Here is a 14,523-nt window from a genome sequence, read left to right on the forward strand (position 1 = left end):
CCTTTCGGTCGGAAATATCACGCGTTTTCAATGGCATTTGGCGCGTGAGCCCGTGTTTGGTTGGCTTCAGGATATCGCTGCGCCGGCACCCGGATGCGGTGCCTTGGGCCTTTCACTCGCTTGCAGGATGCAATTGAGCCAAATCGGCTGTTCACGGTTCTTTCGCGACGCAGACATGGTAAGATGTTAACACTTTGCCGCTTACACTTTGCGGTCACTTGACCAAAGGCGCGATGATGAAAATCCAAGGACACGACCTGCGACTGCGGTGGCCTCGTGCCGTGGCACAGGTCTCTAACTCAAATTTTTCGCCCGCCACCGGACGGCTGGTGTGCCGAGTGCTGCGCGGCTATGATCTGCGCCGAAATCCCTATCCGACAGTGGCCAAAAGGGGCGCTGAGATTGAGCGTCTGATGATGTTGTCACCGGATGCTCTGCATGTGATGGGTTTGGAGCGGGCCTTTGTGGTGCATCACGTTTTGCACGATATCCTTCCGACCAAGACCTACTCGGGCGCCAGCCGGTAAAGCGCGCCATTTCCCACCGATAAGAACCACAGCCCGCCAGCGGGGCCTTCACGGACATCCCGTACGCGGTTGGTTTCGGGCAGGGTGATCTGTTCGATCTCTTGGGTGTTTTCGCCCAGTGAGATGCGGGAAATGTAGTCGAATTTGAGCGATCCGACAAAAAGATCACCAGCCCATGGAGCGTGCCCGGTGCCCGAGTGGATCACCGCGCCGGAGGGTGCGATCGACGGATCCCAGTACATTTCGGGCTGGGCGAGGCCCTCTTTTTGCGTGCCCTCGCCGATCCGAAAACCAGAGTAATGGCGCCCGTAGGAGATCACGGGCCAGCCATAGTTGGTGCCGGGGGTGATGCGGTTGACCTCATCGCCGCCGCGCGCGCCGTGTTCGACCACATAGAGTGTGCCATCGGGGCTGATCGCGGCGCCTTGGGGGTTGCGGTGGCCATAGGACCAAATCGCGGGGCGTGCGCCGGGGGTGTCCGCAAAAGGGTTGTCAGACGGGATGTGCCCATCGCGGGCAATGCGCAGGACGGTGCCTGTCTCAATGCTGAGGTCTTGGGCGGTGTCGCGCGCGCCGCGATCCCCGATGGTGAGGTAGAGATAGCCATCCGCGCCCTCAACCACCCGAGAGCCAAAGTGCCGCCCGCCCGAGGTGCCCCGCGCCATTTCAAACACAACACGTACATCGCGCAGTCGGCTGCCATCGGCGCTGAGCTCACCGCGCGCAAGGGCGGTGCCCGCGCCACGACCCTGCGGCTTGGCGAAGGTTAAGAACACCTCTCTCGTCTCGGCGAAATCTGCGGGGATCATGACATCCAGCAACCCGCCTTGCCCGTCAGCGGCCACACGCGGCACGCCCGCCACAGCCACCCGGCGGCCATCCGCTGCGATGTGTAGCAGCCGGCCGTCCCGCTCTGTGATCAACAGGGCGCCTTGGGGAAGGAAGCCTACGGCCCACGGCTCAACCAAGTCTGATGCGACCTCGGTGAGGGTGAATGTCCCGGTGCTGAGCGTCACTTCGCGGGCCTGAGCGGGGGTGAACGCGGCAAGGGCCGCAAGGCTGGCGATCAAAAGGGCGGTGGCACGCATTTGGGGGGTCCTTCGGCGACAGATTACTGACCTTGTAAATAGAGGCGCAGATGCATCGGTCCAGCGGGCCCCACGGGCTTGTGAAAACTGTAAATGGACCCAACGTCATATGGCTGAATCCCTCTTGGCATTTTGCAAAGAGGTCCCTAATCTCGATTGCTGATAGGTTATATTCAGGGAGTGAATAGAATGAAAAAAGTACTGCTTGCCTCCGTGGCAGCTGCACTGATGACTGGCGGCGCAATGGCTGACGGCCACGGCGCAATCAAACTGGGCGTTTCGCTCGGCTTTACAGGTCCGCTCGAAAGCCTCGCACCTGCGATGGCGGGTGGTGCCGAGCTTGCGATGGGCGAAGTCAACGCTGCTGGCGGCATTCTAGACGGCAAAATGTTCGAAGCGGTTCAGGGCGACTCGACCTGCATCGACGCGTCTGCCGCGACCTCCGTGGCCGAACGTCTGGTGACGTCCGATGGCGTGGCTGGCATCGTTGGGGCCATGTGCTCGGGCGCGACTGGCGCGATCTTGGCCAACGTGGCTGTGCCCAACGGCATCGTCATGGTGTCCCCTTCGGCGACATCCCCCGGTCTGACCACAGCAGAAGACAACGGCTTGTTCTTCCGCACGGCCCCCTCCGATGCACGCCAAGGCGTGATCATCTCGGAAATCCTTGCGGAAAACGGCATCACGAATGTGGCCGTGTCCTACACCAACAACGACTACGGCAAAGGTCTGGCCGATGCGTTCGAGAGCGCGTTTGAAGCCGCTGGCGGCACGGTGACGATCAACGCAGCACACGAAGACAACAAAGCCGACTACTCGGCCGAAGTGGGCGCGCTTGCGGCTGCGGGCGGCGAAGTGCTGGTTGTTGCGGGCTACGTGGACTCCGGCGGGTCGGGCATCGTGCGCGCAGCTCTGGATACAGGCGCGTTTGACACGTTCTACTTCCCCGATGGGATGGTATCCGAGCAACTGGGCCTGAACTTCCCCGGTGAAATCGACGGCTCGTTCGGCGCCAACCCCGGCACCGACAGCAACGGCGCGCAGCTGTACCAAGAGATGGCAACAGCAGGTGGCTTTGACGGCACTTCGCCATTCTCGGCCGAAAGCTACGATGCAGCGGCCCTGATCATGCTCGCCATGCAGGCTGCGGGTTCTGCGGATCCAGCGGACTACAAAGACACGCTGATGGATGTGGCAAACGCCCCCGGCGAAGTCATTCTGCCCGGTGAGCTGGCCAAAGCGATCCAAATCCTCAAGGACGGCGGCGACGTAGACTACAGCGGCGCATCCGCGGTTGAGCTGATCGGCCCCGGTGAAGCAGGCGGTAACTACCGTCAGATCACCTTTGAAAACGGCGAGCTGGTAGTCGTCGGCTACCGCTAAGCTGATCGCTAGAAACAACGTACGGCCCTTGGCATCCGCCGAGGGCCGTATTTTTTGAGAGTTAGAGCGGTTCCAGTTCTCAATGAGGCAATAAGCATCGCGCATGTCCCGGGAGCGCCAAAGGCGCAGCAGGGCATTTGTGGTGCGATCTGAACTGAAACTGCTATAAGCGTGCCTGCGGGAGTTACGTATGATCGTCGTAGAAAACCTACATCGCCATTTCGGTGGGTTCCGCGCTGTTGATGGCGCTTCGCTCCGGATTGAGACCGGGTCTATCACGGGCCTGATCGGGCCGAACGGTGCCGGAAAAACCACGCTTTTCAATGTGATTGCGGGCGTTCTTAAACCAACTTCCGGCAAGGTCACGATGGCGGGTGAGGATATCACCGGCCTGCCGCCCCACGAATTGTTCCACAAGGGACTGCTGCGGACATTCCAGATTGCGCATGAATTTTCGTCCATGACGGTGCGCGAAAACCTGATGATGGTGCCCGGCGCACAACGCGGCGAAACCCTCTGGGAGACATGGTTCAACCGTCGCCAGATTGAGGCAGACGAACGCGCGCTGCTGGCCAAAGCCGATGAGGTGCTTGAGTTTCTGACGATTTCGCACCTGCGCGATGAGAAGGCCGGAAATTTGTCCGGCGGGCAGAAAAAGCTGCTGGAACTGGGCCGCACCATGATGGTCGACGCCAAGATCGTGTTCTTGGATGAAGTCGGCGCGGGTGTGAACCGCACGCTGCTGAACACCATTGGCGACGCGATCCTGCGGCTGAACAAAGAACGCGGCTACACCTTTGTCGTAATTGAACACGACATGGATTTCATTGGTAAAATCTGTGATCCCGTCATCTGCATGGCCGAGGGCAAAGTCCTCGCGGAGGGCACTTTGGCCGAGATCAAAGCCAATGAGCAGGTGATCGAGGCCTATCTGGGCACTGGGCTAAAGAACAAGGTCGCTGCGGGATGATCGCGCGCCCAAAGCCCGCCCCGCACCGCACACACACTGCACAAGACTTGAGGCATCCATGACCGAGCCGTTTTTGATTGGCGACACCATGTCCGGGGGCTACGGCTCTGGCCCGGATATCCTGCACGATTGCACCGTGTCCGTGGACAAGGGCGAAATCGCGGTGATCGTTGGCCCCAATGGGGCGGGCAAATCCACTGCGATGAAGGCCGTGTTTGGCATGCTGGACGTACGCCAAGGCGCGGTGCGTTTGGGCGGTGAGGATATCACCAAACTGACCCCTCAGGCTCGTGTGGCCAAGGGGATGGGGTTCGTACCACAGACCAACAATATTTTCACCTCGATGACGGTTGAGGAAAACCTCGAAATGGGCGCGTTCTTGCGCCACGACGACATCGCGCAGACAATGGCGCAGGTCTATGAGCTGTTCCCGATACTGCACGAGAAACGCAACCAAGCGGCGGGTGAATTGTCTGGCGGGCAACGTCAGCAGGTCGCCGTTGGGCGCGCCTTGATGACCCAACCGACGGTTCTGATGCTGGATGAGCCGACAGCGGGCGTCAGCCCCATCGTCATGGATGAGCTGTTTGACCGCATTATTGAGGTCGCGCGCACGGGCATCTCGATCCTCATGGTAGAGCAGAACGCACGCCAAGCGCTTGAAATTGCAGACAAAGGCTATGTTCTGGTGCAGGGGCGTAACGCCTACACGGACACGGGCAAAGCGCTGCTCGCGGACCCTGAAGTGCGCAAATCCTTTTTGGGAGGCTGACATGCTAAGACAACTGGGACTGGCGGCCTTGATGGCCCTGATGGCGGGCGGCGCGCAGGCGATGATCTGCACGTTTGAGGCTGAGTGCTTTGAGCAAGACGGCTGCATGGACAGCGGCTTTGGGTTTGAAGTCACCACGTCCGACACCGGAACGCTGCAATTTGTGACAGAATTTGGTGATCTTGATGTGGTGTGGTCGTCTGACGACATCGGCACGTTTTCGGGCCTCGCGACTGGGGCGGGGGCGGACTATTTCCTCACCACTGGGTCTGAGGGCGCGCGGCTGTCCGTGCACCTCGATGGGCCTGTCGCGGTCACCTACATCGGTCAATGTGAGGGCGGGCTCTAGCCCCCTCAGGAAGGATATCCTCGAATGGTTGATGCACTTAACGGACTGATTGTTCTGGCGAACTTCGTCCTCATTCCCGCCACGGCTTACGGCGCGCAGCTTGCGCTTGGGGCGCTTGGCGTGACGCTGATTTACGGCATTTTGCGGTTCTCTAACTTTGCGCATGGGGACACGATGGCCTTTGGCACGGCGATCACCGTGCTTGTCACGTGGGGCTTTCAGGCGCTTGGGATCAGTTTTGGCCCGCTGCCTACTGCTCTGCTGGCCCTGCCCATCGGGATCGCGGCGACCTCCTTGTTGGTGGTGGGTACGGACCGGGCGGTTTATCGTTTCTACCGCAAACAACGCGCGGCTCCCGTGATCTATTTGATCGCATCGCTGGGGGTGATGTTCGTGTTGAACGGCCTTGTGCGGTTCATCATCGGCACCGATGACCAACGCTTCACCGACGGAGAGCGCTTCTTGATCTCGGTACGTGAGTTCAAGGCGATGACCGGCTTGGCAGAGGGGCTCGCGATCCGGACGACCCAAGCCATCACGGTTGTGGTTGCAGTGCTGGTTGTGGCGGCGTTGTTCTGGTTCCTGAACCGCACGCGAACGGGCAAATCCATGCGCGCCTATTCCGACAACGAAGACCTCGCGCTGTTGTCGGGCATCAACCCAGAGCGGGTTGTGCTATACACATGGTTGATCGTTGCGGCCTTGGCCACGACGGCGGGCGTGCTTTATGGCTTGGACAAGTCGTTCAAGCCCTTCGTGTATTTTCAGCTGCTCTTGCCGATCTTTGCGGCCGCCATCGTGGGCGGTCTTGGCAACCCGCTGGGTGCTATCGCAGGGGGCTTTGTCATCGCGTATTCCGAGGTGTTGATTACCTATCCGATGAAGCGCGTCTTGGGCTATTGGATGCCCGAAAGCCTAGAGCCCGACGGGCTCGTGCAGCTGCTCTCTACCGACTATAAATTCGCGGTCAGTTTCTCGATCCTGTTGATCGTCCTGCTGTTCCGACCCACCGGCCTATTTAAGGGGAAATCACTATGATCGGCTCCCTGTTTCGCGGCATGACGCGGCGCGACCTGCTTTTGTTTGCCTTTGTGGCGGTGCTGTATATCGGCACGGCATATGTGCAGTCCTGGAACACGGTTTTGGGCATGGTCAACCTTGCGCTGATCTCGGCGATCATGGCTTTGGGCGTGAACATGCAGTGGGGCTATGCGGGTCTGTTGAATGTGGGCGTGATGGGCTTTGTGGCGCTTGGCGGCTTGGCGGCCGTACTGGTGTCGGTGCCTCCCACCGAGGAGGCCGTATCCGCTGGTGGTTTGCAGATTGTCATCGCGTTGCTGTTGGGTGCTGCGACCGTGGCGGCGGCTGTGGTGGCGTGGGGCAAGATGCCCCCGAGCCGGGCGCGGGGCTTTGCTGTCGCGGGTATCCTGCTGGTAGGCTTCTTCGTCTTTCGTGCGGTGTTTGACCCAGCCGTCGCGCGGGTTGAGGCGGTGAACCCGGCCTCCACCGGGTATCTGGGCGGGCTGCATTTGCCCGTCGTCCTCAGCTGGCCCGTGGGTGGTTTGTTCGCGGCGGGTGCGGCATGGATCATCGGCAAAAGCGCGCTGCGCCTTCGGTCCGATTACCTTGCGATTGCGACACTTGGGATATCTGAGATCATCATCGCGATCCTCAAGAATGAGGATTGGTTGAGCCGGGGTGTAAAGAACGCCACGGGCGTGCCATCACCGATGCCCGCAGCCATTGACCTGCAAAACGACCCAAGCTTTGTGGAGCGCGTGACGGCATGGGGCTTTGACCCGGTCACGGCGTCTACGATCTCGGTCAAGCTGGGATATATGGCTTTGTTCCTCGCGGTGCTCGTGGCGTTGATCTGGTTGACGCAGATGGCGCTGAATTCGCCTTGGGGCCGTATGATGCGTGCGATCCGGGATAATGAGGTTGCGGCCTCTGCGATGGGAAAAGACGTCACGAAGCGGCACTTGCAGATATTCATCCTCGGCTCTGCGGTGTGCGGAATGGCGGGGGCCATGTTGGTGACGCTGGACGGTCAGTTGACGCCGGGTACCTATCAGCCGCTGCGCTTTACGTTCCTGATCTGGGTGATGGTGATTGTGGGTGGTTCTGGCAATAACTGGGGCTCGGTTCTGGGCGGTTTCCTGATCTATTGGCTGTACATTCAGGTTGAGCCAATTGGGATTTGGACAATGGAAATGATCACCTCTGGCATGGCGGATGGAAGCTGGCTGAAGGCGCATTTGCTGGAATCTGCAGCCCATATGCGGTTGTTGACGATGGGGGTTATCTTGTTGGTCGTTCTGCGGTTTAGCCCACGCGGTTTGATCCCGGAGCGGTGAAGTAATGGTGTCGCGCCCTGGTCGGGCGCGACGCGGTTGGCGAGGGGCCGTGCCCCTCGCGATATTTTATGAGTATTTATAGAACAAAGGAGGCGGGGCGTGGTGCCCTGCCTTTTTGTTTGGCGATAGGATCGTTTTGGGGGATCGCTAGATCTTGATGCCTTCGCGGCCAGCGAGGTCTGTGAAGAACTGCCATGCAACCCGACCCGAGCGGGAGCCGCGTGTGGCCTGCCATTCGATGGCTTGGGCCTTGAGGTCATCAGCGGGCACGTTGACGTCATATGCCGCGCAGTAGCCTTCGATCATGCTGAGGTAGCTGTCTTGGTCGCAGGTGTGGAAGCCAAGCCAGAGGCCAAAGCGATCAGACAGCGAGACCTTTTCCTCAACCGCCTCGGAGGGGTTGATCGACGACGAGCGTTCGTTTTCGATCATGTCGCGCGGCATGAGGTGACGGCGGTTGGATGTGGCGTAGAACAGGACGTTGTCGGGGCGGCCTTCGATGCCGCCGTCAAGGACCGCTTTGAGTGATTTGTAGTGTTCGTCATCGTGGCTGAAGCTGAGGTCATCGCAGTACAGCACAAAACGTAAGCGCGGGCTCGCACGCAGCGCGTCGAGCAGGCGGCCCACGGATGGCAAATCCTCACGCTGGAGTTCCACCAGTTTGAGGGGCAGACCCTGGGATGTCAGCGCGCCGTGGACGGCTTTGACCAAGCTGCTTTTGCCCATCCCGCGAGCGCCCCATAAAAGCGCGTTGTTGGCAGAGAGGCCATTGGCAAAACGTCGTGTGTTTTCGAGCAGTGTGTCGCGGGCCCGGTCGATCCCGACCAGAAGGTCCAGATCGACGCGGCTGATGTTTGGAACCGGTACAAGCCTGTCGGGCGCGGTGTGCCACAAGAATGCCTCTGCGGTGCTGAGGTCAGGTGTGGGCGCGGGGCTGGGCGCCATACGCTCTAGCGCGGCGGCAATCCGCTCCAACGTGTCTTGGTTCACAGGTCGTCGTCCTCGTCTTCGTCTAGCAGGCCTTCGGCGCGCAGCTTGGCTTTGCGGCTTTTCTCAACGCTGCGGACCAATTGGATCGAAATCTCATAGAGACCGTAAACCACTACGAACAAGATGCCTTGGGTAATCACGTCCGGAGGGGTCACGAGTGCAGCCAGAACCAAGATGCCGACTACAGCGTATTTGCGCACGTGGGCAAGGCCCTCGGCCGATACGAGGCCGGCTTTGCCCATCAGCGTCAACAGGACCGGCAGCTGGAAGCACAGGCCAAACGCCATGATGAATTTCAGCGTGATATCGAGGCTTTCGTTTACCTTACCAAAGAAGGTGATCCGCACGCCGGTGTCCGTGGTGGGGACCGCGAGGCCGCCATCTGCGGGCAATGTGCTGTCGGCTGTGCCGACGAACTGGCCCATCAGGTTGGCAAAGATCGAGGACACATCTGCGAAGCCCAAAAAGAACTGCATGGCGAGGGGCGTGACGACGAAATGCGCAAAGCTTGCGCCCAACAGGAACATCAGCGGCGAGGCAAACATGAACGGCGCAAAGGCGTTCTTCTCGGCCTTGTAGAGACCGGGTGCCACGAACCGCCACAGCTGGTAGCCGATGAACGGAAATGCCAGCATGAAACCGAACACCATCGAGATGCGGAAGAGCGTGAACAGGTATTCCTGCGGCGAGGTGTATTGCAGAGTGGGCGAGGGGTCACCAAGCGCGCGCAGCGTCGCCTCAATCGGGCCCATCAGGAATTGCAGGATCGGCTCAGCCACCATGAACGCAAGCACGATGCCGACGACAAAGGCCATGACGGCGCGGATCAGGCAGGTCCGCAGTTCGGTCAGGTGTTCGATCAGCGGGGCGGCGCTGCCCTGCATTTCATCGTCTTTGGGGTCGTCAGTGGCGCTCATGTCTTGGGTGTCTCATCTGCGGACGCGGCGGGGGCGTCGGCGGGCGTGGGCTCGGATGGGGCCTCAAGGGCGGCTTCCAGCTCGGACGCCTTTTGCGCGGCATCGGCGGCTTCACGCGCTTTGCGTTCTGCGGCCATCCGTGCGGATTTCGCTTCGATCTTTTGCTTGGCAGCCTGACGTTCCGCGCTCAGCTTGGATGTCTCAGGACCCTGCGTGCTGCCACCGGTTTCGGGATCAACGTCAAAGTTGGTCGCGGATTTGGCGGCTTGGGCCACGGTGTCCAACGGGTTGGACATTTTGCGCAGGTCGCTGGCCATGCCTTTGACACCGGTTTCATCGGCGGCATCGCTCATCGCAGAGGAAAATTCACGCGCCATTCCGCGCATTTTGCCCATGAACCGACCCACGTTGCGAAACAACACGGGCAGGTCCTTGGGGCCCACTACGATCAGCGCGACAACGCCGATGACAAGAAGCTCTGTCCAGCCAAGATCGAACATGCGCGTCGCTTAGACTTTGTCTTTTTCGGTCTCGGCGGGGGTCACGTCGCGGGCCACGTCAGCGGGCGTCGCTTCGTCGTCTTTGGCGGCTTCCAGCTCTTCGGTGCCTTCTTTGATGCCTTTTTTGAAGGACGTGATGCCTTTGCCGACTTCGCCCATCAGGGACGAAATCTTGCCGCGTCCGAACAGGACAAGCACGACGATCGCAATGAGAAGAATGCCGGGCAGGCCGATATTATTGAGCATGGGGGTCTCCCTTGGATAGGTCGCGGGCCCTTGCATGATACATGTGGGACACCGGCTGTGTTGATCAGTCGCCCATAATGTATTGCGGCTCAGCGGGAGTTAAAAGGACGAATACGCTTTTGTTGCTGTATCAAAAGCGATTTCGTCATATTTATGCGGAGCGGGCGTCCTATGCGAAAGGCGAAAGGCCTATTGCATCAAGGGGGTTGGGTCGATCGGCTCAAACCCTTTGAGGATTGAGAACCGCAGCCCCGATGGGGATTGTCCGACGGTAGCGATGCGTTGGCCCGCACGCACACGGTCGCCTTTTTGGACCGTGAGGCCCGAAATATTGGCGTAGACCGATTTTAGGTCCCCGGGGTGTGACACGACGATGACCGGGTTTTGATCGGTGTCGCGGGTGATCAGGATCACCTCACCATCGGCTGCGGCGGCAACATCTGTGCCGGGGTCCGCGGCGATATCAATCCCCTGCTTGGAGCTGGAGTAGCTGCTGAGTTGCCGCCGAACGGGTTGCGCAAAGCGGCCGGGGGGCGGGCTGGCTGGGGAGGGTGCAGCCTCGGCGGGGGCCTCGACGCTGGCCACGCGGCTGTCATTAAGAGCGGGGCTTTGCGGTAAGGTTGCCTCAGCCACTGGCGCGGGCAGGCCCGAACTTGCCGATGGCGGCAGGGGCGTAACCGAGCCTTGGCCGGGGGCGGCGGCAATGGCGGCGCCGGGTTCTTCGACGATAAGGGGAATGATCAGGTATTGGCCTTCGCGGACCTCAAGATCGCTGCTGAGGCCGTTCCATTCCGCCAAGGATTTGACCGACACGCCATAGAGGCGCGCGATGGAAAACGCGGTTTCGCCCCGTGCGGCGCGGTGGCGGATCGGTTCCCGCCCGGTTTGAACGTCAATGCGGCGGGCCTCACCGGGGCCGGGCAGGGTCGAGCGCTCGATCGCGGCCCCCGCGATGGCACCGATGTCGGGGCGTTCGCCGTCAACCGCCGCGGACGGGGGAGCCACACGGCGTGGCATCGCGATCAGCTCATTCGGGCGCAGTTCATCCGTAATGCTGCGGCCATTGAAACGCGCGACTTCGGCGGGGTTTGCGCCCACCCGGTCGGCCAAATCGCTAAGGGTATCGCCGCGCCGGGCAACGGCGACCTGATACGTAGGATATGTGATCAGCCCATTACGGTCGGGCTGCGGGCGCGAAGAGGTCGCGGCCTCACGCGCGGCATTTGAGGTGTCGAGGGCGCCCGGCGCATTTCCGCGCAGATCGAAGTCAATCGCGCTGAGGTTCAGCGGCTCGCAAGCCGAAAGGGCCGCCACCGAGGCAACCAAAAGGGGAAAGCGCAGGCGTGCTGCACGGGCGAATGAAGGGGCAATGACGATCACGAACTCGATCCTTTGAATATATGGCCTCAAGGGTCGGACGCTTGGCGCGCCTCTGGCAGGACGCGCTGTGCGCCCTTTGATATCTGTAGTCTACGTTTCCGCGAGCCCTTCGACAAGCGGGACAAATCGCACCGGCTGAAGCTCTTGGTAATCAAACCCGGCTTCGGTGCGGCGCACTTTGATCAGGGTTTGAACCGCGTCGGACTGACCCACCGGCACAATCATAATGCCACCCATGCGCAATTGCGCCAAGAGCGGACCGGGCGGGTCCTCGGCGGCGGCGGTCACAAGAATGCGATCAAAGGGTGCCTGTTCGGGGAGCCCAAAGGAGCCATCGCCCGAGATAACTGTTATATTGTGCAGATCCAGCTTGGTCAGCAGCGCGCTTGCCGCCCGGGTGAGAGAGCGGTGGCGGTCAATCGTGTAAATCCGGCGGCCCAGTTGCGACAGGATCGCGGCCTGATAGCCTGAGCCTGTGCCGACCTCTAGGACTTTGTCGCGGGCCGAAACCTCAAGCGCTTGGGTCATCAGGCCCACGACGGAGGGCTGGCTGATGGTCTGGCCGCTTGCGATGGGCAGGGGCACGTCTTCGTAGGCACGCTCGGCGAAATGGCCGGTCAAGAAGGCCGCACGGTCGATTTTCTCCATTGCCGCAAGCACGCGTTTGTCCATCACCCCGCGAGAGCGGAGTTGAAACACGAATTGCATGGCTTGTTCGGCGGTTGGCATCGATCAGAGCGTGTTTTTCAGGGCTGTGAGTGCGTCCCCATCAGTTAGGTCCGCGCGCATTGGGGTGACCGAGATATAGCCATCAAGGTTTGCGGCGGCATCGGTGCCGGGGGCGGTTGGATCGTGCTGTGCGCCGCCCTTGACCCAGATGAACTGACGGCCCGAGGGGGCTTTGTGCGGCTCAACCTGGAACCGGCCGTGGCCGCGGTAGCCTTGGGCTGTGGCCGCAGCCCCCTTGACGCCATCGGCGGGGACGGGCGGGACATTGATATTGTAGAAAATTTGGTAGTCGTCGCCGCCCCACGGTGCCGTATCGAGGAGCCGCGTGATGAGGGGTGCGAGGTGGATCGCTGAGGCTTCAAATGGGTCGGCGATCTCTGCGTTCTTTGGGCCAAAGTATTGTGAAAGCGCCAATGAACGCACGCCCTGAAGGGCGCCCTCCATCGCGGCGCCAAGGGTGCCAGAATAGAGCGCGTTTTCCGCCGAGTTATTGCCCCGATTAACGCCGGACAGAATGAGGTCTGGCTTTTGGGGCAAAACGTGGTGAATACCCGCCAGAACGCAATCGGCGGGGGACCCCTCGATCGCAAAGCGGCGCGGGCCGAAGTGCGAGATCATCGTGGGGTGCGTGTAGGAAATGCAGTGACCGACGCCCGATTGCTCAAACGCGGGCGCGACGGTCCAGACCTCTCCGTCCGGGCCTGCGAGTGTGGCTGCGATTTTCTCAAGCGTGTGTAGGCCGGGGGCGTTGATGCCGTCGTCATTGGTGATGAGAATGCGCATGGAGGGTCCTCTTTGTTGCCGTAGTGCTTAGGCGAGCAGGGGGCGGAAAGCCAGAGATGAAGTGGGGGGTGATGGGCGCCGTGGAGTGCGCTGTGCGGTGCACAGCGCGGTGGCTCGGGGCTGGCGCCCCTCGCGTTTGAGTATTTGGGGAACAAAGGAGGTGTGGGTTAGTCCCAATTTGGGGCGCGTTTTTCGATGAAGGCCTGCATGCCTTCGTCGGTATCCGGTTGGGCGAGATTTTGGACCATGGCGTCGCGGGTGAGGGCGTAGGCGTCTGCAATGGGGCGCTCAACTTGGGTGTAGAAGGCGGATTTGCCGATGCGGACTGCGCTAGAGAGTTTGCTGGCGACTTTTTCGGCGAGGGCGATTGTTTCTTGGGCGAGGGTGTCGGGAGCGACGGCGCGGTTGATGAGGCCCAGCTCGGTGGCATCTTGGGCCGAGATAGCATCACCGGTTGTGAGCATTTCAAACGCGCGTTTGCGCGGCATGTTGCGCGACAGAGCCACCATGGGGGTGGAGCAGAACAGGCCGATGTTGACGCCATTCACTGCGAAACGCGTGTGTGTATCGGCGATGGCCATGTCGCAGTTGGCGACCATTTGGCACCCAGCTGCCGCGGCAATGCCGTGGACTTGGGCAATCACGGGTTGGGGAAGGTCGCGCATTTGTGCCATGACGGCGGTGCAGCGATCAAACAGGTCCGCAAACGCGGCGGCCCCGCCATCGGGGGCTTGGCGCATGGCCTGCATCTGGCGCAAGTTATGGCCTGCGCAGAATGCTTTGCCAGCGCCGCGTAGGATAACCGCTTTTTGCGGGCTTTGCGCGATGTCTGACAATTGTGCGCTGAGGGCTGCGAGCATCTCATCTGAGAGCGAGTTGAGAGTAGCTGGATCGTTCAACGTGAGAGTTGTGATTGCGCTGGTGTCTTCGCGCTGAAGAATGTCTGACATTTGCTTGCCCTTCGCTATTGGTCGCGCCAAGAGTAGCAGGCAAAAGGGAGGGTGCAATGGCATTGGTGATGGATGTGGCCGCGCTGACGGACTTTTTGGAGCGTGAGTTCCCTGAGGTTTCGGGCGAATTTACGATCCTGGATGTAGAGGCGGATAGTATCACGGTGCAATTGAACACGGGGGCGCGGCACTTGCGCCCTGGGGGGACTGTTTCGGGTCCTTCTATGTTTGGGCTGGCGGATGTCGCGATGTATCTTGCGGTGCTTGCACAGATTGGGCCGGTGGCATTGGCCGTTACAACCAATTGCAGCATCGATTTTATGCGCAAACCCGCGGCAAGCGTGCCGATTGTGGCAGAGGCGCGGGTGCTAAAGCTGGGACGGACGCTGGCCGTGGGCGACGTGTTGCTACGATCGGGTGAAGCTGGGCCGATCGTTGCGCGGGCATCGCTGACCTATGCAATTCCACCGAAAAAAGATGGGGTAAAATGAAACCCCACATGCAAATCATTGTTTTTGCTGCGTTTGGGGCTGGAGGTGGCGCTTGACGATGGGTGAAAAGGGTATATACCCAGCGCATCTT

The 14,523-nt window shown here is 60.6% G+C and carries 17 protein-coding genes; 8 read left to right on the forward strand and 9 right to left on the reverse strand.

Annotation, left to right across the window (positions count from 1 at the left end):
- The first annotated feature begins 194 nt into the window (after positions 1-194).
- Positions 195-527, forward strand: coding sequence for a hypothetical protein (locus PM04_RS00665; protein ID WP_161785908.1), 333 nt, complete (start codon positions 195-197; stop codon positions 525-527).
- Here the strand turns inward: PM04_RS00665 and PM04_RS00670 are convergent.
- The gene (locus PM04_RS00670) at positions 506-1,615 is read right to left on the reverse strand and encodes a PQQ-dependent sugar dehydrogenase (protein ID WP_038002660.1); all 1,110 of its coding nucleotides are present in this window, start codon (positions 1,613-1,615) and stop codon (positions 506-508) included. The two genes, PM04_RS00665 and PM04_RS00670, sit on opposite strands and share 22 nt — an antisense overlap.
- Positions 1,616-1,804: 189 nt before the next feature.
- Here PM04_RS00670 and PM04_RS00675 point away from each other — a divergent pair, with 189 nt between their 5' ends.
- The 6 genes from PM04_RS00675 (at position 1,805) to PM04_RS00700 (ending at position 7,446) form a co-directional block, all read left to right on the forward strand.
- Entirely contained in the window at positions 1,805-2,998 is a 1,194-nt protein-coding gene (locus PM04_RS00675) for an ABC transporter substrate-binding protein (protein WP_038002663.1), read from the forward strand.
- A gap of 190 nt (positions 2,999-3,188) precedes the next feature.
- Complete coding sequence (locus PM04_RS00680) at positions 3,189-3,968, forward strand: ABC transporter ATP-binding protein (RefSeq protein WP_038002665.1); 780 nt, start codon at positions 3,189-3,191, stop codon at positions 3,966-3,968.
- A gap of 58 nt (positions 3,969-4,026) precedes the next feature.
- The gene (locus PM04_RS00685; RefSeq protein ID WP_038002668.1) at positions 4,027-4,740 is read left to right on the forward strand and encodes an ABC transporter ATP-binding protein; all 714 of its coding nucleotides are present in this window, start codon (positions 4,027-4,029) and stop codon (positions 4,738-4,740) included.
- Between the two features lies 1 nt (position 4,741).
- Positions 4,742-5,089, forward strand: coding sequence for a hypothetical protein (locus PM04_RS00690; protein WP_038002671.1), 348 nt, complete (start codon positions 4,742-4,744; stop codon positions 5,087-5,089).
- Between the two features lie 24 nt (positions 5,090-5,113).
- On the forward strand, positions 5,114-6,127 hold the full coding sequence (locus PM04_RS00695) for a branched-chain amino acid ABC transporter permease (RefSeq protein WP_038002673.1): 1,014 nt from the start codon (positions 5,114-5,116) through the stop codon (positions 6,125-6,127).
- Entirely contained in the window at positions 6,124-7,446 is a 1,323-nt protein-coding gene (locus PM04_RS00700; protein WP_369793287.1) for a branched-chain amino acid ABC transporter permease, read from the forward strand. Before PM04_RS00695 ends, PM04_RS00700 begins: the two co-directional genes overlap by 4 nt.
- A 147-nt stretch (positions 7,447-7,593) precedes the next feature.
- On the opposite strand, the gene PM04_RS00705 is transcribed toward PM04_RS00700, so the two are convergent.
- The 8 genes from PM04_RS00705 to PM04_RS00740 all read right to left on the reverse strand — a co-directional run bounded on the left by PM04_RS00705 (position 7,594) and on the right by PM04_RS00740 (position 13,941).
- The gene (locus PM04_RS00705; protein WP_369793290.1) at positions 7,594-8,391 is read right to left on the reverse strand and encodes an ATP-binding protein; all 798 of its coding nucleotides are present in this window, start codon (positions 8,389-8,391) and stop codon (positions 7,594-7,596) included.
- A 41-nt stretch (positions 8,392-8,432) separates the two neighbouring features.
- Positions 8,433-9,353 (reverse strand): twin-arginine translocase subunit TatC, encoded by a 921-nt coding sequence (locus PM04_RS00710; RefSeq protein ID WP_038002676.1) that lies wholly within the window; start codon positions 9,351-9,353, stop codon positions 8,433-8,435.
- The gene (gene tatB / locus PM04_RS00715) at positions 9,350-9,853 is read right to left on the reverse strand and encodes a Sec-independent protein translocase protein TatB (protein ID WP_052068273.1); all 504 of its coding nucleotides are present in this window, start codon (positions 9,851-9,853) and stop codon (positions 9,350-9,352) included. The genes PM04_RS00710 and tatB overlap by 4 nt, the downstream gene beginning before the upstream one ends.
- Before the next feature lie 9 nt (positions 9,854-9,862).
- Positions 9,863-10,099 (reverse strand): twin-arginine translocase TatA/TatE family subunit, encoded by a 237-nt coding sequence (locus tag PM04_RS00720; protein WP_038002678.1) that lies wholly within the window; start codon positions 10,097-10,099, stop codon positions 9,863-9,865.
- Positions 10,100-10,288: 189 nt separating this feature from the next.
- On the reverse strand, positions 10,289-11,479 hold the full coding sequence (locus PM04_RS00725; RefSeq protein ID WP_052077273.1) for a peptidoglycan DD-metalloendopeptidase family protein: 1,191 nt from the start codon (positions 11,477-11,479) through the stop codon (positions 10,289-10,291).
- Positions 11,480-11,569: 90 nt separating this feature from the next.
- Positions 11,570-12,208, reverse strand: coding sequence for a protein-L-isoaspartate(D-aspartate) O-methyltransferase (locus PM04_RS00730; protein ID WP_038002680.1), 639 nt, complete (start codon positions 12,206-12,208; stop codon positions 11,570-11,572).
- Positions 12,209-12,211: 3 nt separating this feature from the next.
- Positions 12,212-12,991, reverse strand: a complete 780-nt coding sequence (gene surE, locus PM04_RS00735) for a 5'/3'-nucleotidase SurE (RefSeq protein ID WP_038002682.1) — start codon at positions 12,989-12,991, stop codon at positions 12,212-12,214.
- Between the two features lie 167 nt (positions 12,992-13,158).
- Entirely contained in the window at positions 13,159-13,941 is a 783-nt protein-coding gene (locus PM04_RS00740) for an enoyl-CoA hydratase (RefSeq protein WP_038002684.1), read from the reverse strand.
- A 56-nt stretch (positions 13,942-13,997) separates the two neighbouring features.
- Here PM04_RS00740 and PM04_RS00745 point away from each other — a divergent pair, with 56 nt between their 5' ends.
- A complete protein-coding gene (locus PM04_RS00745) occupies positions 13,998-14,432 on the forward strand; it encodes a PaaI family thioesterase (protein WP_038002687.1) in 435 nt (144 codons plus the stop codon).
- The last annotated feature ends 91 nt before the right edge of the window (positions 14,433-14,523 follow it).

Origin of the sequence: Thalassobacter sp. 16PALIMAR09, assembly GCF_000765485.1 — a bacterium.
In the GTDB taxonomy this organism is placed as follows: Bacteria; Pseudomonadota; Alphaproteobacteria; order Rhodobacterales; family Rhodobacteraceae; genus Thalassobacter; species Thalassobacter stenotrophicus.